This window comes from Methanothrix sp. (assembly GCF_030055635.1).
Lineage (GTDB): Archaea > Halobacteriota > Methanosarcinia > Methanotrichales > Methanotrichaceae > Methanothrix_B.
The window spans coordinates 20,438-46,149 of the sequence record NZ_JASFYM010000007.1 but is presented as its reverse complement, the minus strand read 5'-3'; the positions used below and the strand labels follow the sequence as shown (position 1 = coordinate 46,149).

The 25,712-nt window shown below is 55.9% G+C and carries 26 protein-coding genes; 6 read left to right on the top strand and 20 right to left on the bottom strand.

Annotated features, from left to right (window positions below; genetic code table 11):
* Positions 1–123: 123 nt before the first annotated feature.
* Together QFX31_RS04295 and QFX31_RS04290 are read right to left on the bottom strand one after the other, a co-directional pair.
* Positions 124–1,296 carry a redox-regulated ATPase YchF gene (locus QFX31_RS04295; RefSeq protein WP_348530892.1) on the bottom strand — a complete coding sequence of 391 codons (1,173 nt, stop codon included), beginning with the start codon at positions 1,294–1,296 and terminating at the stop codon, positions 124–126.
* A 53-nt stretch (positions 1,297–1,349) separates the two neighbouring features.
* Positions 1,350–2,438 (bottom strand): Coenzyme F420 hydrogenase/dehydrogenase, beta subunit C-terminal domain, encoded by a 1,089-nt coding sequence (locus QFX31_RS04290; protein WP_348530891.1) that lies wholly within the window; start codon positions 2,436–2,438, stop codon positions 1,350–1,352.
* Between the two features lie 69 nt (positions 2,439–2,507).
* On the opposite strand from QFX31_RS04290, the gene QFX31_RS04285 reads away from it, so the two are divergent.
* The gene (locus QFX31_RS04285; RefSeq protein WP_348530890.1) at positions 2,508–3,485 is read left to right on the top strand and encodes a hydantoinase/oxoprolinase family protein; all 978 of its coding nucleotides are present in this window, start codon (positions 2,508–2,510) and stop codon (positions 3,483–3,485) included.
* On the opposite strand, the gene QFX31_RS04280 is transcribed toward QFX31_RS04285, so the two are convergent.
* The 9 genes from QFX31_RS04280 to QFX31_RS04240 form a co-directional block, all read right to left on the bottom strand.
* On the bottom strand, positions 3,462–5,018 hold the full coding sequence (locus QFX31_RS04280; protein ID WP_348530889.1) for a site-2 protease family protein: 1,557 nt from the start codon (positions 5,016–5,018) through the stop codon (positions 3,462–3,464). The two genes, QFX31_RS04285 and QFX31_RS04280, sit on opposite strands and share 24 nt — an antisense overlap.
* Positions 5,018–5,542, bottom strand: a complete 525-nt coding sequence (locus QFX31_RS04275) for a KH domain-containing protein (protein ID WP_297758088.1) — start codon at positions 5,540–5,542, stop codon at positions 5,018–5,020. Before QFX31_RS04275 ends, QFX31_RS04280 begins: the two co-directional genes overlap by 1 nt.
* 13 nt (positions 5,543–5,555) lie before the next feature.
* On the bottom strand, positions 5,556–6,329 hold the full coding sequence (locus tag QFX31_RS04270) for a serine protein kinase RIO (protein WP_348530888.1): 774 nt from the start codon (positions 6,327–6,329) through the stop codon (positions 5,556–5,558).
* Complete coding sequence (eif1A, locus tag QFX31_RS04265) at positions 6,326–6,637, bottom strand: translation initiation factor eIF-1A (protein WP_296609517.1); 312 nt, start codon at positions 6,635–6,637, stop codon at positions 6,326–6,328. The genes QFX31_RS04270 and eif1A overlap by 4 nt, the downstream gene beginning before the upstream one ends.
* Before the next feature lie 364 nt (positions 6,638–7,001).
* Complete coding sequence (locus tag QFX31_RS04260) at positions 7,002–8,180, bottom strand: cofactor-independent phosphoglycerate mutase (protein WP_348530887.1); 1,179 nt, start codon at positions 8,178–8,180, stop codon at positions 7,002–7,004.
* A 6-nt stretch (positions 8,181–8,186) separates the two neighbouring features.
* Positions 8,187–8,816 (bottom strand): methyl-coenzyme M reductase I operon protein C, encoded by a 630-nt coding sequence (gene mcrC / locus QFX31_RS04255; protein ID WP_348530886.1) that lies wholly within the window; start codon positions 8,814–8,816, stop codon positions 8,187–8,189.
* 259 nt (positions 8,817–9,075) lie between these two features.
* Positions 9,076–11,046 carry a DUF460 domain-containing protein gene (locus QFX31_RS04250; protein WP_348530885.1) on the bottom strand — a complete coding sequence of 657 codons (1,971 nt, stop codon included), beginning with the start codon at positions 11,044–11,046 and terminating at the stop codon, positions 9,076–9,078.
* Positions 11,036–11,899, bottom strand: a complete 864-nt coding sequence (locus QFX31_RS04245) for an RIO1 family regulatory kinase/ATPase (RefSeq protein WP_348530884.1) — start codon at positions 11,897–11,899, stop codon at positions 11,036–11,038. The genes QFX31_RS04250 and QFX31_RS04245 overlap by 11 nt, the downstream gene beginning before the upstream one ends.
* A gap of 23 nt (positions 11,900–11,922) precedes the next feature.
* Positions 11,923–13,131, bottom strand: a complete 1,209-nt coding sequence (locus QFX31_RS04240) for an isocitrate/isopropylmalate family dehydrogenase (RefSeq protein WP_348530883.1) — start codon at positions 13,129–13,131, stop codon at positions 11,923–11,925.
* Between the two features lie 275 nt (positions 13,132–13,406).
* Between QFX31_RS04240 and QFX31_RS04235 the strand changes: the two genes are divergently transcribed.
* Positions 13,407–13,592: a hypothetical protein gene (locus QFX31_RS04235; RefSeq protein WP_348530882.1), complete on the top strand. Its 186-nt coding sequence runs from the start codon at positions 13,407–13,409 to the stop codon at positions 13,590–13,592.
* An 18-nt stretch (positions 13,593–13,610) separates the two neighbouring features.
* On the opposite strand, the gene QFX31_RS04230 is transcribed toward QFX31_RS04235, so the two are convergent.
* From QFX31_RS04230 to QFX31_RS04195, 8 genes are all read right to left on the bottom strand, one after another.
* Positions 13,611–13,979: a HEPN domain-containing protein gene (locus QFX31_RS04230; RefSeq protein WP_348530881.1), complete on the bottom strand. Its 369-nt coding sequence runs from the start codon at positions 13,977–13,979 to the stop codon at positions 13,611–13,613.
* A 7-nt stretch (positions 13,980–13,986) separates the two neighbouring features.
* Entirely contained in the window at positions 13,987–14,460 is a 474-nt protein-coding gene (locus tag QFX31_RS04225; RefSeq protein ID WP_348530880.1) for a hypothetical protein, read from the bottom strand.
* Positions 14,461–15,198 carry a TIGR04255 family protein gene (locus tag QFX31_RS04220; protein ID WP_348530879.1) on the bottom strand — a complete coding sequence of 246 codons (738 nt, stop codon included), beginning with the start codon at positions 15,196–15,198 and terminating at the stop codon, positions 14,461–14,463.
* Positions 15,199–15,624: 426 nt separating this feature from the next.
* The gene (locus tag QFX31_RS04215) at positions 15,625–16,101 is read right to left on the bottom strand and encodes a hypothetical protein (RefSeq protein WP_348530878.1); all 477 of its coding nucleotides are present in this window, start codon (positions 16,099–16,101) and stop codon (positions 15,625–15,627) included.
* A complete protein-coding gene (gene purQ, locus QFX31_RS04210; protein ID WP_348530877.1) occupies positions 16,098–16,886 on the bottom strand; it encodes a phosphoribosylformylglycinamidine synthase I in 789 nt (262 codons plus the stop codon). The genes QFX31_RS04215 and purQ overlap by 4 nt, the downstream gene beginning before the upstream one ends.
* Complete coding sequence (gene purL / locus QFX31_RS04205) at positions 16,883–19,189, bottom strand: phosphoribosylformylglycinamidine synthase subunit PurL (RefSeq protein ID WP_348530876.1); 2,307 nt, start codon at positions 19,187–19,189, stop codon at positions 16,883–16,885. Before purL ends, purQ begins: the two co-directional genes overlap by 4 nt.
* Before the next feature lie 277 nt (positions 19,190–19,466).
* Positions 19,467–19,880, bottom strand: coding sequence for a hypothetical protein (locus tag QFX31_RS04200; RefSeq protein ID WP_348530875.1), 414 nt, complete (start codon positions 19,878–19,880; stop codon positions 19,467–19,469).
* A 256-nt stretch (positions 19,881–20,136) separates the two neighbouring features.
* Complete coding sequence (locus QFX31_RS04195) at positions 20,137–21,126, bottom strand: glycerophosphodiester phosphodiesterase family protein (protein WP_348530874.1); 990 nt, start codon at positions 21,124–21,126, stop codon at positions 20,137–20,139.
* 147 nt (positions 21,127–21,273) lie between these two features.
* On the opposite strand from QFX31_RS04195, the gene pscS reads away from it, so the two are divergent.
* Positions 21,274–22,440, top strand: coding sequence for an O-phospho-L-seryl-tRNA:Cys-tRNA synthase (gene pscS, locus QFX31_RS04190; RefSeq protein ID WP_348530873.1), 1,167 nt, complete (start codon positions 21,274–21,276; stop codon positions 22,438–22,440).
* Between the two features lie 21 nt (positions 22,441–22,461).
* On the opposite strand, the gene QFX31_RS04185 is transcribed toward pscS, so the two are convergent.
* Entirely contained in the window at positions 22,462–22,728 is a 267-nt protein-coding gene (locus QFX31_RS04185; protein WP_348530872.1) for a hypothetical protein, read from the bottom strand.
* Between the two features lie 133 nt (positions 22,729–22,861).
* Here QFX31_RS04185 and cfbA point away from each other — a divergent pair, with 133 nt between their 5' ends.
* The 3 genes from cfbA to cfbD are packed head-to-tail and all read left to right on the top strand — an operon-like array spanning position 22,862 to position 25,576.
* Positions 22,862–23,251, top strand: coding sequence for a sirohydrochlorin nickelochelatase (gene cfbA, locus QFX31_RS04180; RefSeq protein ID WP_348530871.1), 390 nt, complete (start codon positions 22,862–22,864; stop codon positions 23,249–23,251).
* Positions 23,252–23,256: 5 nt separating this feature from the next.
* Positions 23,257–24,462 carry a coenzyme F430 synthase gene (cfbE, locus tag QFX31_RS04175; protein ID WP_348530870.1) on the top strand — a complete coding sequence of 402 codons (1,206 nt, stop codon included), beginning with the start codon at positions 23,257–23,259 and terminating at the stop codon, positions 24,460–24,462.
* 4 nt (positions 24,463–24,466) lie between these two features.
* Positions 24,467–25,576, top strand: a complete 1,110-nt coding sequence (gene cfbD / locus QFX31_RS04170; protein WP_348530869.1) for a Ni-sirohydrochlorin a,c-diamide reductive cyclase catalytic subunit — start codon at positions 24,467–24,469, stop codon at positions 25,574–25,576.
* Positions 25,577–25,712 lie beyond the last annotated feature (136 nt).

Sequence of the window (25,712 nt, the reverse complement as noted above, 5' to 3'; positions counted from 1 at the left end):
CATCTGTTGAAGCTGCACTGTTCTGTTCGTACAACACCAGCGCTGCTGGCTCTGGTCATTTAACAGAAAGCCTCCACACTGCTGGTACGGGTATAACGATATCATCTGCAGCACTGAATGGAGTCATTTGGTTGCCACAATTTTTATAACGTCCCCGTCCTTCAGCTCGTACTTCTCCCCAACGCGCAGCTTCCTGCGCGCATCTATAGCGAAGAGAAAGCTCTCGCCGAGGTCTGTGTGCACCCTGTAAGCGAGATCGCGCGCTGTGGATCCTCTCTTCATGAGGTAGGCATCAGGCAGGACCACACCGTTTCTGTCGGTGAACTTGTTCTCGTCCTCAACAGGGTAGACTGTTATGTAGTCGAGGAGATCGAAGACCGCGCGGTTGATGCACTCCTGCACCCCTGTGGAGCCGTACTCCTTCAGGAGAGCTCTTATCCTGTCCAGGCCGGCCTTCTGAGCCCTGTTCAGCTCGCCCACAACCTCGAAATCCGGATCTCCGGGCAGGTATTTTATGACTCCTGCCTTGTCCGCCATCCTCAGTGCGATCTCCGCAGCTCCACTTACAGGCACCACGATATCGTCGAGCTCCATTAGCCTCTGGATGTTCTCCCTGGGCGCGAGATCTATTTTGTTGGCTGCTATGATCATGGGCTTGCTGGACTGCCTGAGAAGCTCTGCGAACCTCTTGAGATCATCCTTGCTCCATGTTGCAGGATCAGACTCCATGCGGGCGAGTGCCCAGCGGACATCCTTATCAGATACGCCCGCGCCGCCGAGCTGCTCGTATATGATCTGCTCCGGCTTCGCCTTCTCCGAGGTGTACTGGCGCATCAGCTTTGCCCAGTTCCTCTCAAGTATCCCGAAGAGCCACATGCTTATCTCGTGCTTGAGAAACTCCACATCCCTCAGGGGATCGTAGTTTCCGACTCCGACCGGGTTACCCTCAGCATCCGTCGAGCCCGATGCATCCAGGACGTGTATCACAGCCTCAGCCAGTCGCAGGCTGTCCAGGAACTCATTCCCCAGGCCCCTCCCGAGGTGAGCATCTGGCACCAGACCTGCAACATCTATGAGCTCCACGGGCACGAACCTGTTGCCGTTGATGCATCTGCCACATCCGCCCTCGATCCCGAGATCGACGCAGGGACACCTCACCCTCACGTATGAGACGCCGTGGTTGGCATCGATGGTCGTGAACGGATAGTTCGCTATCTCCACATCTGCAAGAGTGGCTGCCTTGAAGAACGTCGATTTACCCGCGTTCGGCTTTCCAGCAAGCCCTATTGACAGCATACGTTCCCATCAACCCTGATTCTTTCGCGCCTCTTCGCCAGCAAACAAGCTTTTCAGATCCTCTTTATGTTCAGCTTGCATCTGGATGCGTAATCCTCGAACCTCGAGACCTTCTCGGATGCAAGCCTCTTCATGAGAGCCACGCCTTTATCGGTCAGAGCCTTCTCCTCGATCACGCCTGCGGAGATCGCGGATCTGTATATTCTCTCGCCGGCATCTGTTCTCACGAGCACTGTGGACCAGCCGGCTGGCGATCCAACGCTCCCCACAGACACATCCGCAAGTTCTGCCGTGAAGTCGAAGCATGGACCGCATCCGGCCCAGGTGAACTCATCCGTCTCATTGAGGGGAACCTCCTTCACGCCCTCCTTAGAGATGACCCTGAACATGCCTCTCTGTATCTCAAACCTCTCGATATCTGTTGGCTGCAGGTTCATCTTCTCCTTCACCAGGCCGGTCATGAGCCTCTGGTAATCGAAGTTCTCCATGCAGAAGAGACCCACAAGCAGAGCGATCTTATCCTGGCCGAACTGGTATGGCTCCTCGAGAAGCTGGGCCTTGCGAAGCGCCTGAATCTGGCAGGGCGTTCCCGTGAACCCTATCTTAGTGAAGCCCTTGTCTATGGCCATCTGAACGCCGACTATGCTCGGCGTTATGGTGTACTTGGTGCCTGCAGCTGCGATGATCTCCTCCGGAGTGCTCGCGACCTTGGGTACCGTCTGCCACCTCGAGTTTCTGTCGGTCACAACGGCGCAGTCGATCACGCCTTTCTCCAGCGCATGGACGAGAAGAGCAGTAACAACCCCACCATCCTGAACCCTGCCGCGAACTGGCGTCGCCCGGGCGGCCATCGCGCTCCGGTATATCCCCAGGGCTTCATCAGAGCCTCTCGATCTCCCGAAGAGCTTCCTCTCGAAGAATGGCATGTCGAAGAAGCTTCTCGGGCAGTATGCATAGCATAAACCACAGAGGGGATCGTACTCCATAAGTGTTGGCTTTCGATTCTGCTGCCCGATCCTGGGACAGAGGGCTATACAGGTGCCGCACAGACAGCAGATCCCCCGCTGGACTACACTGTAATCCAGATCGGCGAACCCGCACTCCAGAAAGGTGGGCTCAGGGTACATCTCCTTAGCAGCCATGATGAATCTCCGGAAACTCCATGGGCTTCATACCTAAAGCTTTTATGGTAAGGATTTGCCTCCAGAACTGTGATTCTCGGAGTCGACATTGGCGGGGCGAACACAAAGGCTGCGAGCTCCGACGGGCGGTTTGCGGAGATCGTCTACCTCCCACTCTGGAAGAGATGTCCGCTGGAAGAGCATCTTGCTGATCTGAGCTCCAGGTTGAAGCCCGATGCTGTGGGCGTGGTCATGACAGGCGAGCTGGCGGACTGCTTTGAGAGCAAGATGGAAGGGGTGAGGTTCATAGCAGCCGCTGTCGAAGAAACGTTCGACTGCCCGGTGCGCTTCTGGGGGCTGAGCGGATTTCATGAGAGCGTTTCAAGAGATAATGCCATGGATCTGGCTGCTGCAAACTGGTCAGCATCCGTCCGTCTCCTCCTGAGAGATATCGGGGAGTGCATCTTCGTCGATATGGGTTCTACAACCACTGATATAGTACCGGTGGTGGACCGGCCGCTTTCCGGCTTCACGGATCTGAAGAGACTGATGCGCGGTGAGCTTATATACACAGGACTGCTGCGCACGAACCTCGCAGCGCTGCTGCCGTGCGTCGATCTATCAGGCGGTTCTGCGCCTCTCTCCTCCGAGCTATTCTCGATAACAGCAGATGCTTACCTCGCGCTGGGGGATATAGAACCGGATGAATATTCATGCGAGACGCCTGACGGCGGGCCGAAGAGCCGTGAGGGAGCTCTCAGAAGACTCGCGAGGACTGTGTGCTCGGATCTGGATGAGCTCGGGGAGGATGGAGCGCTGTCGATCGCGGCCCAGACGAGATCACGGCAGATATCGGTAATATCCAATGGCATATCCAGAGTAGCCGAGAGGCATAACATCCGGCGGGTTGTTGCAGCCGGCATTGGCGAGTTCGTTGTGGAGGCTGCATGCGAGCGTGCAGCTCTGGAATGCATCCGGCTCTCGGAGATATATACCGAGAGGCTGTCCGATGTCTTCCCCGCGTTCGCTGTGGCCCGCCTGCTCTCAGAGCGGTATCCCGTGAGCTAGATACGGTCCGAGAACTGTGAAGATCAGTGAGGATATCACGAGCCATGATAGCGCGGCCACTATGCCCCTGGTGAAACGCTCGGCGCTCCTCTCGCTCATCACCCTGTCGAGGAGCGTTTGGATAAGATCACGAACTATGTGGCCTCCGTCGAGCGGTATCGTCGGCAGGCAGTTGAACAGACCGGCGTACATGTTTATCCAGCCTATCCAGAGCAGGAGGTTGGCGATCCAGAATATCTTACCACCCAGCGGCTCCGCCCATCCGGCTGGCTCGAAGAGGTAGAGCATCGCTCCGCTGAAGCCCTGGAAGCCGTCAGATGTGAACCCACCGATGCCCGTAAACGGCAGTCCCATGAGCGTGTTGAACCCCCTCAACCCGCTTGATGGGATCGATCTCATGAGCGCGAGGAACCGCTCCGCCTGGAACTCCTGGAGGATAACACCATCAAGGTAGAGTGCGGTGCCTGAGATCGCGACCCCTATCATGCCAGTGCCATCGCCCTTGGGCGCAAGCCTCACGCTGTAAGATCCACCTGTGGTGTTTATTCTCAGAACCTGTCCGGGGGATGTGGAGTTCATGTAATCTCTGAAGCTCTCGAGGGATTCGATTCTGGTTTCATTGATCTCTGTGATCACGAACCTCTCAGGCATTCCGGCATCCTCCGCCGGCGATCCCTCGAAGATATCGACTACGAGCACCCCCAGGACCGGCTCTCCGGAGATAGCTTTTCTGGAGGTTTCATCGAAAAGCTCCACGGATCTTCTCTCAGATGCTATCCTGTAAAGCTCCTCAATGCTGCTTGCGCCTGATGCAACCATTCCCGCGCGGACGTCGCCTGCAAATCTGCTTTCATGCTCGACATCCACAACGATGACCCTGTCGACCGGCGATAACGCGCTTATGACAGGACCGAAGAAGAGGGACAGCGCCAACGCAGCCACCACAAAGTTCGCGATGACCCCTGCGGACAGTATCCTCATCCTTGCATGCCGTGTCGCCTTTGGGGGATTTTTCTCGTCCCCGAAGAGCTCGGAATCATCAGGCTCGACGAATGCGCCTATCGGGAAGAGCAGGAATACCAGGCCCATCGATTTTACCCGTATTCCCTCGACCCTGCACAGGATTCCGTGTGAGAGCTCGTGGACCACTATCGTGACGCATAGAGCGATCCATCCCCAGATGAGCGGTATGTACTGATTGACCCCCGGTATGAGCAGAACGTTCCGCGGAGAGCTGTAGCTCCCGGGCTCGGGTGGCGCCCTCCACATCACATACACCATCAGAAGAAGCAGGAGCAGAAAGTAGATCATCCCCGCAAGGACGAGGGGCATGCAGAGTGTCGTTGTTAAACGCCAGAGACGCCTAGCACCCGCAAGCCTGTCGAGGAGGCCCAGCCCCTTGGTTGTTCTCACAAAAATCACGGGCCCCCAGCTGCTGATCCCCCTCTCACCGCCAAGCGCTGTCCCGAGGAGGGAGAGCAGTCCAAGAGCCAGCACGATCAGAATGAGCCACTGCTCGCTGCTGAAATCCATCAGAGCTCCATCTCCAGGAGATCTCTCCGCTTCCTCTCGAGGAAGCTGTAAACGTTGCCATGGGGCGCGCCGTCGATCAGCATCTCGAGGGCTGAGCGCACGACCTTTATCTGCTCGGGGTACCCGATGATGGAGACGGTCTTTCCGTATACAGAGATCCTCGCCCCTGTCAGGCTCTCCATCAGCTCCCTGGTCTTGCCGTCCTTGCCTATGATCCTTCCCTTTATCCTGATCATGTCGTTCTTCGTCGCGGCCAGGCTCGAGAGATCCATGACGTCGAGCATCAGCATGTCATCGTCCAGCAGCGCGAACGCCCGCTCCGGCGAGAATCCCCTCGCTATGGCCCTGAGAACATCCATGGCCTTCATGGCATCCAGAGCATCCCCCTGAGAGGTCACGGTGACAACACCGCTCTCGCTGTCTATGTCCAGCGATACCCTGCACCTCTCCTCCAGGTACCTCTTCGTCTCTCCGTTCGGGCCTATCACCGCGCCGATCCTGTCGCCGGGAATCTTGATATTCATCTAAGAACCTCTATCATTCATCATCTGATTCTATCCTGCTCCAGATCTCATCCTCAGATCCTATGCCATAGCGTTCCCTGAAGAACCTCACCAGATTGGATATATCTCTTTTCAGGAACTCCATCGCGTTCGGATGGTCTAGCGTCACAGCCTGGCCCATGTCTATCAGCACCGGCTCCCCATCGTAGAGTATGTTGAACTCGCTAAGATCCGCGTGTACGAGCCCCGCGCGGTTGTGGAGGAGAACAACGTAATCAGCGATCTTCCTGTAAATGCGCTCCGCCTCCTCTTTCTCAAGCTCAACCTCCTTGAGGAGCGGTGCGGCGACGCCATCAGTGCCGACGAGATCCATGACCAGGATGTTCTCCCTCACAGCGTAGGGGTGGGGTACACGCACGCCGACATCCTCTGCCCTGAGCAGGTTCCTGTACTCCTTCCTGGTCCAGGCGTTCACCAGGCTGCGCTTGTTTCCCTTAACGCTCCTGAACCTCGGATCCCCCAGGATGTAGTCCTGCATCGCCTTGAAATCGCTTGTCGCGACCCTGTAGATCTTCAGGGCGAGGTGCTTGCCTCCCCGGCCGAGCGCGTGGAATATATTTGCCTCCTTCCCACGGCTGATCGAGCCCCCCAGGGCCTCGACGTAGCCCTTCTTGGAGAGGTAGTAGAGGTTCATGAGGGTGCGCGTATCAAAAACGTCATCCCTTACCTTCAAATCGTTTGCGTCCTTTATGCGCCTGCGGAAGAGATCGATACGCGCGTCGAGCTCCTCCTCGTCCCTTCGCTTCATGGTGTTGATTTGAGGTATCCCTTGCGCTCAAGCCAGTCGACCTGCGGGCCGGTGTATCTCCATATCACATCCGCCTTGTCGTCCTGGAACTCCCAGGGAACCACTATGACAACATCTCCCTCGCGGATCCATATCCGCTTCTTCATCTTTCCCGGTATCCTGGCGATCCTGGTCTGACCGTCCATGCACCTTACCTTGATACGGTTGGAGCCCAGGAGGCTCTCCACGTACCCGAATACCTCCCTGTTCTGCTTGCGAGGGACCCGTACCCTCGTTACAACAGCCTCGTCAACATCTTTCTGATGCAGCCTATCACCTCAAACATGTTTTTAATTTGCTGAGCAGATTTATATCGTCCATCAGCCTACATCGTGTATCGGGATATCCTATATAAATAGTTTAGATGCGCCTTGATGTGGGCCCTGAAGGTCTCCGCTTTTCGACTTATGATTGTGTCCGTCCTTCTCTGTGTTAATGTAGCTTCCAGCCCCTAGTAGAGCATGTTGATCTTGCATGATCGGTGGGGCGCTTCTGACACTTAAACAGCACATGCAATTAAAAAGACATGCTGAACAGTTTTGGGCTCACAATCCGCCTCTGAGGGATACCCTCCTTCTGAGGCAGCATCTGAGCTCCCTCATCTCGATCTGCCTCTGAATGTAGCAGCGCTGCTCATCCCGCGATGAGCAGCCTGATGAGCTCCCTTCCCTCGATCCTTCCATAGTATCCCCTGGACGCTGAGATCTCGTCGAACGAATCGACAGAATCAGCATCTATTCCGGAGCCGGCTATCGCGAATGGCACAGGGTCTGTGGAGTGTGTTCTTATCTTTATGGGCGTGGGGTGATCCGGGAGAAGAAGCACACGCCACGCCCCTCCAGATCTCTTCAAACCGCAGATCATCGGGCCGACCACCCTCTCATCGAAGAGCTCTATCGCTCTCATTTTCTGTTCCACATCCCCGGAGTGCGCGGCCTCGTCCGGCGCCTCTATATGAAGATACACTATGTCCACTGATTCAAGAGCCTCGAGCGCGGCCCTGACCTTGCCGGCGTAGTCTGTATCGATGGTGCCCGTTGCCCCCGGAACATCGATCACGCGCCAGCCAGCGTAGACGCCCAGCCCCTTGAGAAGATCCACCGCTGAGATCACAGCTCCATTAAGCCCGTAAATCTCATGAAACCTCGGCATCGACGGCGCAGGCCCCTGCCCCCAGAGCCAGATCATGTTTGCGGGCTTCAAACCCCTGCTTACACGCCTGCGATTGATAGGATGGTTCTCGAGTATGGGCCTTGCCCTCTCCATGATGTCCATCAGGATGTGCGCATCATCCCCCCTCGGTAGATGATCTGATACGGGTTTGCCCATTATATCATGAGGCGGAGTGCAAACCGCATCCCTGCATTCCGTTAAAACGACTATGTTCCTGTAGCTCACCCCAGGATATATCCTGCCACCGGGTACAACCTCTTTCAGGGATTTAGCTATCTCAGCGCCCTCCTCAGATGTGATGTGACCGGCGCTGTAGTCGTCCATGATGCCATCAATCACAGTGACGAAATTGCATCTGAACGCGATCTCGTTCTCCCCGAGAGGTATCCGCATAGCGGCAGCCTCAAGGGGTGCCCTCCCTGTGTAGTACCTCCTCGGATCATAGCCCATTATCGAGAGGTTTGCGACATCGCTTCCGGGGGTCATGCCATCAGGCACCGTCCTGGCGAGACCGCAACGCCCGGTGCGAGCGATGAGATCCATGTTCGGCTTGCGTGCGGCCTGCAGGGGCGTTCTCCCGCCCAGAGATTCCAGAGGCCAGTCGGCCATCCCATCTCCGAGAAGCACAACGTACTTCAAGCAGGGTCACTCGGTTTTCTTTGATTCCATCTCAGCGAGATGCCTGTTCAGGACCTTGGCAAGCGTGTTGAGCTTGCTCCTGCCGCATGTCGCGCCCCTCGTCACCCCGGTGACTATGTCCACCACAGTACCCTTTGTGACCTGCTTGCTCTTCGGTGGCATGACGACCCGCGTCTTCACGCCCTCCTTTGCGAAGTCCTCGAAGTCCACGGGGCACTGAGAAACGACGACAGCAGGGATATCCACAAACGCGAGTATATCTCTTGTTTTATAGATGACATGCGACTTCACGTTGCCGAGATGTATCACGGCTATCTTGTGCCTCTGTATCTGCTCTATCTCCTTCGGGGTCAAACCGAATGTGGGGCCGTAGCCCCTCGAAGCCTGGGGAAACGACTCCGGGACGCCTGTCCCGGCCTCGAGAACCAGAACGCTCGTCTGTATGCCCTCCCTTCTCAGACCGTAGGTTATCTCGCAGACGGGCTTGGTTATGTGCCTCCTTCCGGGGGACATCGCAATCGCTATGACATCCGGCCTCGCCGCCTCTGACAGGGTGCCCCTCTGCGCGAGCCCACCGCCCTTGGCCAGCCCCATGCTCTCCCTGCAGTCCACGACCTGGGTCTGCCTGCCGATCATGCATCAGACTCTGAGCTCAATGCTGATATATTCTTTGCCTTGTGGAGGTTGTGAGATGCTCTCCGGCCTGAAGACCTGAGTTTGCGCTGCACTCCATATCACGCTCGGCGGCCGATGCACAGGCATGAAAATCACGGGATGTATTTTCGAGCCGTACAGCATTACAAGTTCCGGCATCAGCTGAGCAAAGGATACCGACTGCTCATAAGCCTGCAGAGCGGGCACGCTTTGGATCAACGGGCACAGCGCGTAGCGCATCTCAGAGTGGCTGTGATCTTCGCTTGGCCTCGAGCCTCTCCTCCCTGAGCCTCTCAGCCCTGTACTCCTCGATGATGCTTCTCAGCCGCTCGGCCCGCTTCTCTGCCTCGTATGCCTTTCTCTGCTCCTCCCATCTCTCCTTCGCAGCCTTCAGCATCTCAGGGTCCACGAATGATATTCCGTCTATAGTCCTCACGGAGACATCATCTGCGCTGAGAACAGGAACAGATTTCTCCATGAAGTACTCCCTCATCCTCTGGGGCATCTCCTTCATGACAACCACAGCCTCAACCCCAAGATCTGCGATCAGATCGGCTGTGTTCGGGCCACCGCCAGACGGATCCTGGAGGAGGATTAGATCCCCCTCGCCTATGGACCACCTGCTCCTCGCAGAGAGGATGGCCTCCTTCGAGAAGACGGGAACAGGCTTCAGCTTCCTGTACCCCGCCATCTCCTCTATGCGCTCTGCCTTCCTGATTTTCTGCGCCTCTGATCTGAGCCTCCGCAGGCGTTTCCTCTCAGCTCTCAGAAGATTTCTGAGCCGCTCGATCTCCTTATCCCTTATCCGGATCTCGTGGTCGCGCTTCATATCCCTGTAGTCTCTGTCCTGCATCTTCTCCAGCTGCCTCTTCAGCTCTGAGATCTCTTTATCCTTGGAGGAAATCTCAGCCCTGAGGTCCTCCACGTACTCCCTGAGATTTTTGACCTGCTCTGTAAGGAGCCTCAGCTCCTCAGGTTTGGGCTGCGGGATCTGCGGAGGCTCTCCAGACGGCTGCACAGGCGCCTCATCAGACTCAAGAAGCTCAGCCATCGCCTTCTCGATGGAGTAACCCCTCACCACAAGCGCCTTCACCTCGTCCGGATTCACATCCCTCGAGATCTTCTTCTCAACCTGGCTGAACTTGTTTCTGTACTTTTTGAATGCGCTCATGGCAGCAGCAAGCGCATCCCTCTCGTGATCGTTCCTGTAGTTGAACGGTCTGGCGAGCAGGATCTTATCCTCAGCGGCCAGATCCTCTGAGGGTGAGAAGAGAACCGCATTGAACGCCCGCTTGATCTTCTCCACAGCTCCTGGGGCTGGCGAGACGTCCGTGGCCACTATCAGAGGTCTGCCGCGGGCTGCTATCCACTCGATGACATCTGAGGAGGACATGGTTCTGGCTGAGACGATATCGACGAGCTCGCCCTTGAGATTGAGGGCAGCGAGACCTGTCGTGGTTCCCGGATCTATGCCAACGATGATGTAGTCCCTCCGCTGCTGCAGGGGCACGAACTGCAAATGCTGCCGCGGGATCGGAGCTACACGTATCTGCACATCTCCCCTCGAGCTGGTGTGCACAGGCACCCTCTCCCTGGGCGCCTCGACCACGAACTCGCACCTGATGTAACCGCCGAGCCCCTCAACGGCCTTCATCGTGAACTCGAGCCCGCTCTCCTTGAGATGGTGCTCGATCTCTCTGGAGAGAAGCTTCACGTTTCCGTGTATCTTCCTGGAGTACCTGTTCTGGCTCCACCCACCCCTTCCAGGAGAGCGCCTCCGGCTCACCTTTATCCATGTCCTGTCCTCGAAGACGGAGACAGCACAGCCGATGCCCTTTGCGGCAAGGCGTGCACACGCCTCAGCCTCATGCATCGGATTCAATCTGTCGAAGACGATTCCGTGCCATCTCGCCACCTTGACGAGCGGCTCTGGATGATCCCCTCCGGTCACCTGGACGATTCTCGTGTTTGGAGGGAACAGCCTCATGAGGGCTGTGAGCTCGTTCCTGTCCGCTGCGAGCTCGTAGATGTTATCCACAGCTATGATATCCGGCCTCTTCTCTCTCACAATCCGGATGAGCTTCTGCCTGCTTACCATCTCATAGCAGTAGCTGCTCTCTCCATCTATAACAAAAAGGGCGTAGCTCGGCTGGCTCCTGCTTCTTGGGGAGCCGCTGGCGATGTCCACACCGAATATCCTGCTATCCATCATCAACCTTTATCTTTCGGAGAACATCTCCGGGATTCAGATTTATTTTATATTTGCGCTTAAAGTATTTCAGTATGTTGGAGACATCCCTCGAGAGAAGCTCCTCCGCGCTCTCGTGATCCCTCCCGACAGCCTGCGGCCAGTCGATTATTGTTATGTCATCCCCCACGATGACGTTGTACTCGCTCAGGTCTGCGTGTATCACTCCGAGCCTGTAGGCCTTCCCGATCTCCTCGAGGATTCTGTTTATACAGAATTCAGGATCGTCAAGCTCTGTCTTTGTGAGAAGCACTCCCGTGACCCTCTCCATGGCCACGGCATGCCTGCTTCTTGCAATCGGTTTCGGAACTGAGACAGAGGGGTAAAGCCTCCTCATCACCTCGAACTCGGTTCTGGCTGCAAGAGCCGCGGCGTATATCCATGCAACCTTCGGCCTGTCCCTGAGATAGTCCCTGACCCTTCTAACCCTTGAGAAGCTCGTCCTGCCCTCCCTGTGGAACTTTATAACCATCGGAATATCATCGAGGGCCTCGTAGACGACAGACTCCTTGCCTACGCCCAGCCTGTCGCCAAGCGATGCCACAAAACCCCTTCTTACGAGATCGTGAAGGGCGAGAAGATCGTATGCAGCAAACTCGATCTGGTACCCCTCGTATGGCACCTTCGTGTAGGTGACGAGCTTTCTTCCCGAAAGCAGCCTGAGATGGTACTCAGCCTTCGAGGCCGGTATGCCGGAGATGGCCGAGATCTCCTCGAGGGGCACCCACTCCCTCCGGCGCATTCCGGCCTCGATGGCTCTCAGCAGGATCACATCCTCTGATCTGAGGCTGAGAAAACGCTCTGCGAGCTGTATCACGCTGGTAATCTCGCTCTCTCAGGCTAAATCCCTTTGCCTGTGTAGGAGAGCCATCTGCTCTCGAGATCCTCAGAGTTCATCGTCTCTATAACATAATCCGCGAACTCCCTGCCGGTGGCACCTCCAGGCCTGCCGGTCATCACAAGTTTCCTCTCGAACTGACCGCAGATGTCAAGAGCCATCTCGAGCTTTCTCGCCTTGTCAACCATCCCGACATGGCGGAGCAGCATCGTCGAGGCGCGCATGATGCTCGATGGATCCGCGTACTGCGCCCTCCCCTCCTGGACCATCCTTGGAGCCGAGCCGTGTATCGCCTCGAACATGGCGTATCTCTTGCCTATGTTCGCGCTTCCTGCTGTCCCCACGCCTCCCTGGAACTCTGCAGCCTCATCAGTGAGTATGTCCCCATAGAGGTTCGGGAGGACTATCACCCTGAAATCCCGTCTCCTCTTTGTATCCACGAGCTTCGCCGCCATTATGTCGACAAACCAGTCGTCGAAGGTTATCTCAGGGTACTCTTTAGCGATGGATCTCGCGATCTCGAGGAACTTCCCGTCTGTTGTTTTCACGACATTTGCCTTTGTCACCACAGATACCCTGTTGATGTTGTTCCTCCTCGCATAATCGAAGGCGAGGCGTATTATCCGCTCAGAGCCCTGTGTGGTTATAACCTTGAAGTCGACCGCCAGATCTTCAGTGACGTTGAGGCCCTTGCTTCCGAGGACATACTCGCCCTCGGTGTTCTCCCTGAAGAAGACCCAGTCTATCCCCTCTGAGGGTATGGAGACAGGCCTCACGTTTGCGAAGAGATCCAGCTCGCGGCGCATCGCCACGTTTGCGCTCTCCAGGTTCGGCCAGGGGTCGCCCTTCTTCGGAGTTGTGAGCGGGCCCTTTAGGATCACATGGCACTTCTTCAGGGCCTCAAGAGCATCATCGGGAAGGGCCTTCATCGCCCTTGCCCGCTCCTCTATGCTGAGCCCCCCGATCTTTCTGAGCTCCACATCTCCCCTCTCGATCTCATCTCTGAGGAGGCTCTGGAGAACCCTTATGGCCTCGGCTGTTATGTACGGGCCTATCCCATCGCCATCGACGTATCCTATGATCAGTGGCTTCAGGCTGCTGTAGTCCACCCAGCCGCCGGCAGCCTTCATCTGCTCCACCCTCGCAAGCTGCTCCTCCAGAAGCCTGCCGAAATGCTCCTTCGCCCTATCTATAGCCTCTTTCTGGTTCATACCAAAAGACTACTATGCGATATCAGATCAAGCTTTTCGTCGTCGAGCATCTCTGGCGGTCTGCTATTGTTGAGATGGCCATCGGGGGGGTGGCTTCCATGTGCTGGCGCATCTCCGCGAGATATCAGGGATGCAGCTCGAGTCTTTAGGGATAGTTGGAGTATATTTCCCATCATCCTCTGGCAGTCCGCTGATTCACCAGATGAGCCATCGAAAAAATCCCAATCCGTCAAATCGACTTCTCCGACCCTGCGGATGTCGCCCGTCATGATCGGATGGTGGCGCTGGTCGAGCAGATGCTCTCGCTGCATAAGAGGGTGCGAGACGCCCGCACCTCTCACGAGCGTGACGTGATCCAGCGCCAGATCGACGCCACTGACATAGAGATCGACAGGCTCGTCTACGAGCTGTACGGGCTGACCGAGGAGGAGATCAGGATCGTGGAAAGAGACGAGCGCTAATCGGTGTCAAAGGTAGCATCAGCTGCAATCTTTTATTACCTTCTCAGCAGTTTTAAGAGCATCTTGTACAATGTACTTGAGGTTCAGAACTACATCATCATAATCACACATGTTACGCCATTTTTGGAGGTCTTCCAGATCTTCAGCAATCTCATCCCAGGGTTGCCCAAGGTTTCTCAAATGATCTCTGAGAGATCTATGGTCTCGTCCCGTCCTTGTGCGCTTAAAGCCCAGATTTCTTTCAGCATAGTTGCGTGTGTGACAAAATGCGGCATAGTATGCCCTGCTGACGGATGACCGGCTTGCTGCCTGTTCTGAGTAAGATTGGCCTGAGCAGCCCTGCAAATCGCGCGCAAGAGCTAGAAACTCCACCCAGTCGAAAGGCATTCCTCATCTACACCGGCTGCCGAAAGTCAGTTGTTAGAATTAACCATCCTGATTTACCGGCAAGCAAATGCCGGTACTGGTCTCTGACAAATCTGATCCGGTCCATAGTCTGCTCATCGTACACCCTCCATCTCGCATAAAGCACTAGATGCTCATCGTTGCTCTCTGGATCGTGATAAACCTCCAGGCAAAGCTGCGCATCCTGGAGATAAGTACGAGCTATCAACACCACCTTATCAATAACCCCTATCAAATCTGGAAACCGCAAGATGTAGTCGTAAATCTCTTCGGGGTGAGTTAAGAGAACTCCTTGCGTTTCCACATTTCGAAGTAACTCAATAACGATAGACTCTGTTACGATTAACTCTGTTTTTGATTCGGCGGGTTCTTGTGAGAACTCTTGGGAAGCAGTCCGGACTAAGAGGGACGTTTCGGGGGGTATCCCCCATAAATTGCCACGCAGCATTACGCTGGTCGCCATTTACTTCACCTCCTTAAACATCTCTCTTAGTGTATTTGAGATACACCCCTCGAAAATTTCCTCCACTCTTTTATGGGCTTCCTCGACCCAATCTATAGCATCTGCAATTTCTATGCCGCGCGGACGGGTCAGGAAGTAATCTATATCCAGCATGAAGATGCTTTTGCCCTCCGCTCCTGGTGCGGGAGCAAGCTGCACACGGCAATGGTCTCTATCATCGGCGTAAGAGAATTCTGCTCCCGTGAGGAAAGATATCATTTGTTGAGGAAGCCTTCGCCCCACGAACGGATAGAACTCAAAGTACTTGGATAAATCTACATTTTGAGCAGGTAGTTCTACCCGATTGATATAACGCAGACCAATACGTTCGATACCCCTAATTTCTGCGACATCCTTTAAACTGCTCCAGCCAATCTCAATTAGAGGTTTAAAACCATCCCAGGAAGGATAAGGCTTGAGCACATTAATCACTAACAAGCGAGGTCCGATCTGAGCGATCTTCTTCATGTCTTCCGTGAAGAACAGGATCCGTTCGCTCGTCCGGATCTGCTGTTGTAAACCCGTCGGCCCCGGCGTGAGATCAATCTGCTGAACTATCCGCTGTTCCCTCTTAGGAAACGTGCCCTTCACCTTTTCGTAGAACAAGCCAGGTACTACCAGGTCCCAGGTTGTATCCGGGGTTAGCCTGAATTCACAAACCGCCTCTACAATAGGGGGAGCAGCATATCTTTTACTCACGACACGTTGCCTCCTTTTCTGAGTTTACCATCCTTACCAGTTCATACGCCGGGTTGATCACTTTTCATGCTGAGAGTCTTGTCAGGCCTGAAGGCATCTCAGGAGAGTATTCTGTACAGAAGATAAATCTTACTGGGGTTGGTACGCTCCTACCTGCCCTGAGGCGCGGGGTATCCGCTACCCCTACACCCCCGAAGTTTCTATAAGTGCTTTCTGCAGACAGCCCTGCAGACAGCCTGCATGGCCAGCAATTTACAAACCACAAAAAGAGCGAGGCTCATCGAGGTGAATTAGCGGATTGGTGAGAATGGCGAAAAATGAGGCTTCACAGATGCCGAAAATCCGGATCAATCCGGCTTTCCGATAATTCGCGGAGATGAGCCAAGAGCGAAAACAAAATGAATTCCGGGATGTCCGGACCTGACATCAGCTCAATTTAATAATCTCATACCTGTCTTTGTTCGGGTTGACCAGGAGCTCCTCTGCGATCCTCCTGGCCACAGCCTCCGGATCATCCCCATCTATGTAGAGCTTCCAGATGTTGGCCCGCTCCACAGATCTGATCATCTTCAGCCCCAGTCTCTTCACGAGGCGATCTCTTATCGATATGGCCTCGCCGTCCTCGATCCAGAGGCTCACCTTCACAGGAACACAGCCGTTGCTCAGCTCGAGGGAGTCCACAGAGACCGCGAAGCTCTCCTTGTTCTCGTTGACCAGCTCCCTTGTGAGCTGTTTTATCAGGGAGTCTGGATCGCTCACATCATCTGCCTCTATGCTCAGCAGTCTTTCGCGTTTGACATCCCTGACGATGCCCTGGTAGCCCATGCGCCTCAGGAGGGTGTTCTTCACGGTGGCAGCCTCGGCGTCGGGTATCTTGAGCCATACTCTGAGATTGATGATCATGATCTCCTCTCCTCTATGTATCTCTTCATCGATTCAAAGATCAGCCTCCCCGGGCCGTATCCCAGCGCCCTGGGGTGCTTCCGCGGGAGCTGCCATGCGAAGAACGCTCTCTCTGGATGGGGCATCATCCCAAGGACGTTGCCCTCGGGGTTGCATATGCCGGCGATGTTCTCCGTGGAACCGTTCACATTAACTGGAAACTCGTTGATTACCTCCCCCCGCTCGCTGCAGTACCTGAAAACGATCTGGTCGTTATCGATGAGCCTCTCGATGATTTTTTTATCAGCTGCAACAAGGTTCCCCTCAGCGTGCGCGATCGGTATGCTCAGGATATCCCCTCTCCTCAGAATGTAGGATCCGCTGCATCTCCTCTCCTCAGCATCATGCCTGAGCATCGTCCAGGCGCAGTAGTATCCGCGGCGCACTATCTCTCCCCCTCGGATCATGACGTTCTGCGCGAGCGCCAGCCTCACCCCATCCCCGAACGGGAGTATTCCTGACTCCACGAGTATCTGAAATCCGTTGCATATCCCTATGATCGGCTTTCCCCTCTCCGCTTCCTCCCTCAGTGTGGCCATGACTGGCTCCTTGGACGCTATAACCCCAGCGCGCACCCTGTCCTGGTACGAGAAGCCTCCTGGTATCACATACCCATCGAACCCGCAGAGCTCCTGCTCGGGCCGGTTCCATCTGAAGATCTCCCCATCCATGCCGCACTCCTTTACAGCCACAAGCGTCTCATGCTCGCAGTTCGTGCCCGGGAACTGCATCACAGCGATCCTCATCTCATCGCCTCCCTCAGGCCAGAGCTCCAGGCCTCCCTTGCGTCCTCCGGATCGAGCCTCACAAGCACCTTTCCATCCCTCACAATCTCCATGCTGCCGGTCGAGACAGTGCCGAGCCTCACGGGATTGAGGTTGTGACTCCTGGCTATGCTTACGAACTCCTCCTCCGCTCCATCCACAACCTCCACCACGAATCCTGAGGACTCTGAGAAGAGGATCCTGTCGGATCGCATATCACCCAGATCGGATATGTCGATGGAGATTCCATGATCGGAGAGCATGCACATCTCGGCCGCTGTTATCGCCATCCCGCCGTTCGATATGTCGTGAGCTGCCCGCAGTATCTCACGGTCCACAGCATCTACGACTGTGTAGATCATGGATCTCTCCAGCGGGAACCTGACAACAGGCACGTTCGCCCCTGTGACTCCCCAGATGACGCGGTAGTACTCTGAGCCGCCGAGCTCATCGAACCTGGGACCGAGAAGGTACAATCCGTCACCATCTTCCTTCAAGGACATCGTGATCGCCTTGCTGATGTCCTTCATTATACCGACACATGCTATGACAGGCGATGGGTCTACAGCCCCCTCCGGGGACTCGTTGTAGAAGCTCACGTTCCCCGAGACTATGGGTACTGGCTGCCCCGGATAACCCTTGAGCCATAGGTTCCTGGCAGCATCGGCCAGACCGCGAACAGATTCCCTGAACTCCCAGAAGGCCTCGGGCTTCTCCGGGTTGCCGAAGTTCAGGCAGTCTGTGAGTGTCGAGGGGGTTGCGCCTATGGCTGCAACGTTCCTCATCGCCTCAGCGACCGCCGTGGCCCCTCCCCAGTACGGGCTTATCCTTCCGTAAAACGGGTTTGAATCCACGGACAGCGCGATCCCGAAGTCCCTTCCCCTGATCGGGGCGATGAGGCCTGCATCCGCCTCTCCAGGCCGTATCACTGTGTTCCCCTGAACCTCTGTATCGTAGTACCTGTAGATGTGCTCCCTTGAGGCTATGTTCGGGGAGGAGAGCAGCTCAAGCATCACTCTGTTGATATCCTCCGGCATTCTCACATCAGGCTCGACGAGGTTCCTGATCCTGGGCCGCCAGGCCCTCTCGTACCTTATTCCTCCCGTGAGGTGCTTTATGGGTACATTCACAACCTCTCTCCCTCTGTGACGGACGATGTATCTGTCGTGGGCTGCCATCCTGCCTATCACGCTCGCCCTGGCGCCCTCATACACGTTCGGCAGGTCCCAGTCCTCGTTGTATATCCTGAGAATCCTCTCGCGGAGTTCCCTGGGAGCTATTATCAGGAACCTCTCCTGTGTCTCGGCTATGCACAGAACCTCAGGCGGAAAATCGCCCGCGACGTGGAGCATGTCGAGATCGATCTCCATTCCGTAGCCACCGGCCGCTCCCATCTCTGATGATGCACAGGTGAGCCCCCCACCGCCCAGATCCTTGAATCCTATCTCGACGCCATCCTCGCGCACGAGCCTGAAGAGATCGTCATTGGCCTTGAAGAGAACGTTCTTGAGGAAGGGATCCGGGATCTGTACCGCTCCGCGGTTCGTCTCCTCCTCTTCCTCCCTGAGCGTGTCTGATGCGAATACCACTCCACCAAAGCCTGAGGAGTCTGTCGGCTTTCCGACAAGGATGACATCATAGCCCCTCTCGCCAGAACCTGGAGGCGCGCGCGACCTTATGATCTCGTCTCTTCTGACAACACCAATCGCAACCACGTTGACGAGACAGTTGTAGTCGAAGCATCTGCTGAAAACGACATCTCCAGCTATGACCGGCACACCCAGTGCATTGCCGTACTGCCAGATCCCATCGACCACGCCCTCCGCAACCCAGCGCACCCTGTTCGACTCCCGTCCATACGGATCTCCAAAGCGGAGGGGATCTGCGGTCGCGACGACCCTGGCGCCCATGCAGTTCACATCGCGCACGATTCCGCCGATGCCGGTTGCCGCCCCCTCGTTCGGGAGTATCTGGCTCGGGTGGTTGTGGCTCTCGTGGGATATCACCACGCACCATTCATCATCTATGCTCACAATACCGGAGTCCTCGACAGGGCCGAGAACAACGTTCGGGCCCTCCGTCGGCAGGAACTCCCTCAGCACGGCCCTGCTGCTCTTGTACGAGCAGTGCTCGGACCACATGGCATCGTAGCAGAAAAGCTCGGCCAGCGTCGGATCCCTTCCCAGGATCGAGGCTATGGAACGCGCCTCTGATACAGACATGCCGATTCCCGCTCTCCGCAAGCTGGATTCGAGCTCGCTATCGGCAAGACCGATTACCTTCAATGGACCACACCTCGGATGTGAGCTCTCGGGTCAGGGCCGCTTATGAAGATATCGATGCACGGATGGATTCCAGGGGGCTGTTCAGATGTATGGGGAGCTGCAACCCCTGGTCTGAGATGCAGCACAGGATACCAATCTAAAACAGATGGCGCATCGGAGCATGCACCGACACAGCCAGCGTCCAGGCTGGGGGATACATCAAAATATGGAAGAGGATAGCCCGCGGGCTACGCATGGCCGATCAATATCAAAAATATGCCGCATGTGAATGCGGCCTTCAGTTCATCTGATGGAGCTTGTAGAGCCCGGTCTGGACGATCGGGACCGGATCCGTTGGCGTCCAGTCCTCTCTGAGGAAATCGTAGATGGCGTACCCAGCGGCGAGAAGCTGCTTGTCCTTGTTCTGCCAGACTGCGTAGTCCACCGGAGCCTCGAACTTGCTTGGCGTCCAGTTGTCCTTCAGAACGCTGTAGATGTTTGCTGTGCTGTTTGCTAGTGTCTTGTTCTTATCCTGCCATACCGCTGTATCGTTTATGGGCATGAATGTGCTTGGAGCCCAGCTGTCATTGAGAAATGCTGCCATCGACTCTGTGGTCAGGATCTCTGACTCTGGGGATAGATAGCTCACATCAACCCCCATAACCGGGATCAGCATCAACAAAGCAACTGTGAGTGCTATGATCTCTCTCATGATTCCCGCGATACTACGGTAATGCGGATAAAGCTTTCTGTCGTCGACCGCCGAAGTGCGCAGGGCGCCATCTCAGAGCGGATGAGCATCCCGAATGGCCCATGCCCGCGAATCGGGTGTATCGTATTGTTCGTATAATCGAAGCCCGCAGCGCTCAATCCTTCCAGACACTGAAATATCCACCCAGGAGGCAGTCGATTCATGCAGAGCCATTCCTCTATCCGGGCTCATGACATGCTGCTGGATCTTCAGCACATCAGCCGCTCCCCTTGCCAGCACGCTCGGCTCTGCGGAAGCATGCTCTTCTGGTAGTCCCAAGAAAGCTCTTCAGATCCTCGGTTCCAGCATCCGGATTCTCCTCGAGATACCTGGCGATCTCCGGTATGTGGACCAGGACGCAGTCGATGCACGACCAGAACCTCTTGCCTCTTTTTGTTCTCACAAACCTCCCCAGCTCCGGGTCCTTGCATGGGTATAGAGGACAGAAGCAGTGGGTGCAGTCCTGCCCCTCGAAGTGATGGCATGGATAGTACTTGCAGTTCTCCCGGCCCGTGTTCATCGGAGCAGCTTTCAGCACATCCCTTATCGCGCATGGATCGTCTGTTACAAGACCATCCGCCCCGAGCCTGAGCAGCCATGCCGCCCTCTCAGGGGTGTTGACCGTCCAGGGGTAGACCCGTATGCCCTTTCTGTGTGCGGTCTTGAAGATGTTCGGGCTCACCCTCTTTGGGAATATCGCATCTGCATGCGCATCCAGAGCTAAATCCACGGGGTTAACAGGCAGTGACGATATTATGATGCCGGTTTTTATCCCATCCGCGTCCTCCCTCTCCCTGAGAAGCTCGCCGAGCTCAAGCACACTTCTGTGGTAAAACGATGTCACTATGGCTTTATATCCAACGAGCTCCTCGAGAACAAGCTCCTCCAGGCCCTCCTCCTTCATCTCAACGACCGGCTGGATTCCTAATGACTCCACGAGCCTCAGAGCCTCCCGCAGCGTCGGCACAGGCTCGCCGCCTGCGTCCAGGCACCTGAGCTCCCGGATGCTCAGATCCTCGACCATGCCTGAGCCGTTTGTTGTCCTGTCGACGGTCTCATCGTGCATCAGGACCAGAACGCCGTCCGAGGAGAGACGCACGTCCATCTCGACCATCTCGGCTCCGCATGAATGCGCCACTCTTATCCCCTGCAGCGTGTTCTCGGGAGCCAGAGCAGGAGCACCACGATGCCCTATAAGCGCGGCCATCGATCGAGTATGGTGGAGACATGTATATTCCATTTTTGGAGAGGAGCACGCTCAGCATCCTAATGGAGAGGTGAGCATCCTAATGGAGAGGTGTTTTCATTGAGGAGATGGAAAAAGTTATCATGAATGCAAATGAGCAGAACTCTGATGCCATCCAGTATCACATCAAAGCTCGATAAGTTCAGGTGCATGAAGAGGAGCATCTCGGAGATAAACCTCGACCCGCTCCAGAGGGGCGGTATTCTCACCCCGGAGGCACGGGCGGCTCTCGTCGAGTGGGGCGATGGTTACTCGGTCTGCGACTTCTGCGAGGGTATGCTCGACAGGGTGAGGAATCCTCCCGTGGAGGAGTTCGTTCATGAGATCCTCCCACAGTTTCTGGATGTGGATGAGGTGCGCATAACCCACGGAGCCAGGGAGGGTATGTACGCTGCGATGCATTCACTCTGCGACGCAGGCGATTACATCGTGGCAGATGGGAATGCGCACTACACCACAGTTCTCGCGGCAGAGCGTGCAGGCCTCGAGATATCATATGTCGAAAACAGCGGGGAGCCTGAGTACACCATAAACCCAGAGGGATACAGGGGCGCCATAAGGGATGTCACAGACCAGGGTTACAGGGTGAGCATGGCGGTGCTCACATACCCCGATGGCAACTACGGGAATCTTGTGGATGCGAGAAGGGTTGCGGAGATATGCCACGAGGAGGGCGTGCCGCTCCTCCTGAACGGCGCGTACTCCATAGGAAGGATGCCTGTGAGCGCCCGAGATCTCAACGCTGATATAGTCGTGGGGAGCGGCCACAAGTCCATGGCATCCTCAGGTCCAATAGGGGTCCTGGGCGCGAAGCAGGAGTATGCGGATATCATATTCAGGCGCTCGAAGAGCAAGAAGAACAAGGAGGTCGAGCTCCTCGGGTGCACCGTCCGCGGCGCCGGGCTTCTGACCATGATGGCGAGCTTCCCGCATGTCGTGGAGCGCATCGGAAGATGGCAGGAGGAGGTCGATAAGGCGCGCTGGTTCTCATCACAGCTCGAGGATCTGGGAATAGAGCAGCAGGGCGAGAAGCCTCACAACCACGACCTGATGTTCTTCAAATCCGAGAGGCTCTACGAGATCTCGAAGAGCGCCAGGAAGGGCCGCTACTTCCTGTACCATGAGCTCAAGGATCGCGGGATATGCGGGATCAAGCCCGGCCTCACAAGGCAGTTCAAGCTGAGCACGTACCTCATCCCGAGGGAGGATCTGGAGCGTGTGATCTCAGCATTTCAGGATATCGTCAACATGGGCTCAAAGGTGCAGGCGGAATAAACCAAGCAAGGCGGTGCATCTTCACGCACACCTCTCCCTTATCTCGGCGAGCTCGATGAGCGGCTCCAGCACATCTCTCGGTATGAAAATGCTCTTGCCGATCCTGTTCATGGCGACCCATGTGTTGAGCGATGTGCATATCGTGAGAACAGATCTCCCATCAGCGATCCTGGAAGCTATCTCTGAAGCGATCTCGCTCTTGTTTGTGATCGTCAAACCATGTGCGCACTCGATCGCCTTAAGGTGCATCAGCGCCCTTTCAGCGACCCTTGAACTGAATTCCCCCATAGCTCAGCCAGCCACGTATCAACGCCACAACCCATAATTTTTTCGGTAGAATACCATGGGGTAGATTTATTACACATGAGATAGAGCTGCATTAACACTGAAACAGCTAAAAGTAACAAATGGAGCTTTGAGGATGGAGGACATAGGACTTCTTGTGCTCGGGCACGGCAGCACGTTGCCCTACAACAAGGCGCTGGTGGAGGAGCTGGCAGGGATGATAAAAAGAAGGCATCCTGGTCCGGTGAGAACTGCTTATCTCAACGCCAACGATCCGAAGATACCTGAGGGTCTCATGAGCTTCGCCGGCACCAACGTGAGGAGAATCGTGGCAATCCCGCTCTTCCTCGCAGCCGGGGTGCACACCCTGGAGGACATCCCCAGGGAGCTGGGGATCCCGAAGGGCGAGCGCGTTGGTTTTGTCAAAATAGATGGCAGGGATGTGGAGGTGACATGCGCCGAGCCGCTCGGCGTCGATGAATGCATTGCGGATCTCGCCTATCGGAGGGCCCGGGAGAGCTTCTAGGGCCGGTGGCCGTCCTCGACTCGATCCATGGCGCAGGGATCATAGCAGCGAGGCTGGGAGAGCTCGGCATCGATGCAGAGGCGCTCGAGGTCTACCACAATAATCACGAGATGGAGAGGTTCTCGCTGGTTGTGGCCCCTGTGCACCTCTCTCCGCAGAACAGATCACTCTCAGATGCCAGGCGGCTCGGAAAGAGGGTGATATCTCATCACAGAGCCGTGGGGATCATCCTGGGCGAGAGGGAGTTCAGGGCTGTCGAGATTACGGGGACGAGAGGGAAGACGACCACAGCCCTCCTGCTGGCGCTGATGCTCTCGCATGATATGCGCGTGGTCTCACACACCACCAGCGGCATCGAGCTCTGGGACTGCGGGAGGAGATCGCTCATCAGATCCGGCATGAGCATCACGCCTGGAAATCTCATAGCCGCTCATCAGGTTGCATCACATGAAAGAGCCGATGTCCTCGTCTCAGAGGTCTCGCTCGGCGGCACCGGAGCGTTTGATGTGGGCGTGATAACAAGTCTCGCAGGAGACTACCTCATAGCAGGTGGATCGATGTGGGCGAGCACTGCCAAGCTCCAGATGCTCGCTCTCTCGAAAACGAATGCCAGGATAGTGGCGAACACAGATGCGAAGCTATCCGCTGATATCACATTTGGCGATGGCGGTGACGTGAGGCTCTCCGGGAGATCTGTTGAGATCATGGGAGAATCGTTTCCTCTCTTCCTGGACGAAGCGCTGGACCCCACATATTTCGATGGGATCGCAGGTGCGCTGGCAGCCGCCACCTCGATGGGTGTGGATGTTCAGGATGCTCTGGAGGCGCTCGAGGGCTTCGGGGGCTTCCAGGGCAGGATGTCGAGATATCAGATTGATGGTGTGAGTGTCATCGACAACTCGAACTCGGGGCTGAAGGTATCCGGCATCGAGAGAGCGCTCGATCTCGCCTCTGGTGGTCGCATATGTCTCGTTGCGGGAGAGGACGCGGAGAGCGTCTGCGAGGGTCTTGATATCGATGCGCTTGTGAAGATGATCGAGTCCAGAAGGGGTGAGATAGATGAGCTCATCCTGGTCGGGAGGAGGCTCGAGCCGTATGCACAGCGGCTCAGGGGGTATGTGGCGAACAACTTCCAGGATGGGCTCGAGGTTGCCCGCAGGCACACCTCCGCAGGAGATTGTTTGGTTTTATGTGTTAAATGCTTCAGGTGATATCATGAGTACAGAGGTTCAGGTTATTCACCCACGCCCCAGCTCGATAGTGGCTGCCCTTTACACTCTGCGGGATCTCGGCGTGGATGTGATCATACTCCACGGCCCCAGCGGATGCTGCTTCAAGCACGCGAGGCTCCTGGAGGAGGATGGCGTAAGGGTTCTGACCACAGGCCTCGATGAGAAGGGCTTCGTCTTCGGAGGGCAGGAGCAGCTTGTGAGGCTCCTGAGAAGAGCTGTGGAGCTCTTCGATCCGAAGATCATAGCTGTCGCTGGAACGTGCAGCAGCATGATCATAGGAGAGGATCTGCACAAGGCCGTGGTGGAAGCGAGCATCGAGGTTCCTGTCATCGAGGCTGAGGTCCATGCCGGGTACAGGGACAACACAAAGGGTGTGATCATAACGCTCGAGGCTGCGAGGGATGCCGGCATAATAGATGATCTCGAGCTCAATCGACAGAAGAGGCTCCTGGAAAAGGCGACCGAGATCGAGCGGCTCTACGGTGCCGCGAGCAGCGAGTACCTGCCGCCGGAGAGGGGGGATGTCAAGTTCGTTGTGGCCTCAAGGCTCCTTGAGTTTCTCATGGACGGCAAACGGGGTCTCAACATACTCAACGCGAAGAAGGAGACGGCCTACATGTTCGCAGACATCAACCTCTCCCTCATAGAGGTTGCCAGGGCTCTCGGCTGTGAGGATAAAATAAGAACGCTTGCGAACCTCGACTCCAATGTGGGCCTGCCAAAGGTGAGAGGGGATGCGAGGAACATAGCAGATGCTCTGAAGGAGAAGGGCGTGAAGTTCGAGCTCACGGGAGGTCTTGATGAATATCCTGTGGCGGGAGAGCGCATTGCAGATATGATTGAAGGGGAGAAGTACGACTTCGCCTTGATATCAGGCGTTCCGCATGCGATACCGATCGATGCGCTGCGCGGAATGGAGCTCTTCTCGATAACCAACGGCCCCCGCCAGGTCAGGCCCCTGAGGGATATGGGCCATCATCACGTTGTTGTGGAGATAGATCTCCATCCCAAGACCATGGGCGTCAGCACAATCGTCGAGTCGGAGTTCGGCGCCACTCTCAGGGAGGTCGCAAGGAGGAGAAATATACTGTAAAGGCAGAGCCGCATCTGGATGTACGGTTTGTATGCGCATGGTTTGATACCATCAGGCCACATCACTTCATGCGCTCATATGGTTCGTCGTGTTGAACAGCTGATCCGCCCTTCAGAGCTGATCTACCGGGCCTTAA

Bases quoted from the DNA above. Each gene is read 5' to 3' on its own strand.
- QFX31_RS04295 (WP_348530892.1), bottom strand. From the start codon at position 1,296: ATGCTGTCAATAGGGCTTGCTGGAAAGCCGAACGCGGGTAAATCGACG.
- QFX31_RS04290 (WP_348530891.1), bottom strand. From the start codon at position 2,438: ATGGCTGCTAAGGAGATGTACCCTGAGCCCACCTTTCTGGAGTGCGGG.
- QFX31_RS04280 (WP_348530889.1), bottom strand. From the start codon at position 5,018: ATGGATTTCAGCAGCGAGCAGTGGCTCATTCTGATCGTGCTGGCTCTT.
- QFX31_RS04275 (WP_297758088.1), bottom strand. From the start codon at position 5,542: ATGAATATCAAGATTCCCGGCGACAGGATCGGCGCGGTGATAGGCCCG.
- QFX31_RS04270 (WP_348530888.1), bottom strand. From the start codon at position 6,329: ATGAAGCGAAGGGACGAGGAGGAGCTCGACGCGCGTATCGATCTCTTC.
- mcrC (WP_348530886.1), bottom strand. From the start codon at position 8,816: ATGATCGGCAGGCAGACCCAGGTCGTGGACTGCAGGGAGAGCATGGGG.
- QFX31_RS04250 (WP_348530885.1), bottom strand. From the start codon at position 11,046: ATGATGGATAGCAGGATATTCGGTGTGGACATCGCCAGCGGCTCCCCA.
- QFX31_RS04240 (WP_348530883.1), bottom strand. From the start codon at position 13,131: ATGAACCAGAAAGAGGCTATAGATAGGGCGAAGGAGCATTTCGGCAGG.
- QFX31_RS04235 (WP_348530882.1), top strand. From the start codon at position 13,407: ATGGTGGCGCTGGTCGAGCAGATGCTCTCGCTGCATAAGAGGGTGCGA.
- QFX31_RS04230 (WP_348530881.1), bottom strand. From the start codon at position 13,979: ATGCCTTTCGACTGGGTGGAGTTTCTAGCTCTTGCGCGCGATTTGCAG.
- QFX31_RS04225 (WP_348530880.1), bottom strand. From the start codon at position 14,460: ATGGCGACCAGCGTAATGCTGCGTGGCAATTTATGGGGGATACCCCCC.
- QFX31_RS04215 (WP_348530878.1), bottom strand. From the start codon at position 16,101: ATGATCATCAATCTCAGAGTATGGCTCAAGATACCCGACGCCGAGGCT.
- purQ (WP_348530877.1), bottom strand. From the start codon at position 16,886: ATGAGGATCGCTGTGATGCAGTTCCCGGGCACGAACTGCGAGCATGAG.
- QFX31_RS04200 (WP_348530875.1), bottom strand. From the start codon at position 19,880: ATGAGAGAGATCATAGCACTCACAGTTGCTTTGTTGATGCTGATCCCG.
- QFX31_RS04195 (WP_348530874.1), bottom strand. From the start codon at position 21,126: ATGGCCGCGCTTATAGGGCATCGTGGTGCTCCTGCTCTGGCTCCCGAG.
- pscS (WP_348530873.1), top strand. From the start codon at position 21,274: ATGCCATCCAGTATCACATCAAAGCTCGATAAGTTCAGGTGCATGAAG.
- QFX31_RS04185 (WP_348530872.1), bottom strand. From the start codon at position 22,728: ATGGGGGAATTCAGTTCAAGGGTCGCTGAAAGGGCGCTGATGCACCTT.
- cfbA (WP_348530871.1), top strand. From the start codon at position 22,862: ATGGAGGACATAGGACTTCTTGTGCTCGGGCACGGCAGCACGTTGCCC.
- cfbD (WP_348530869.1), top strand. From the start codon at position 24,467: ATGAGTACAGAGGTTCAGGTTATTCACCCACGCCCCAGCTCGATAGTG.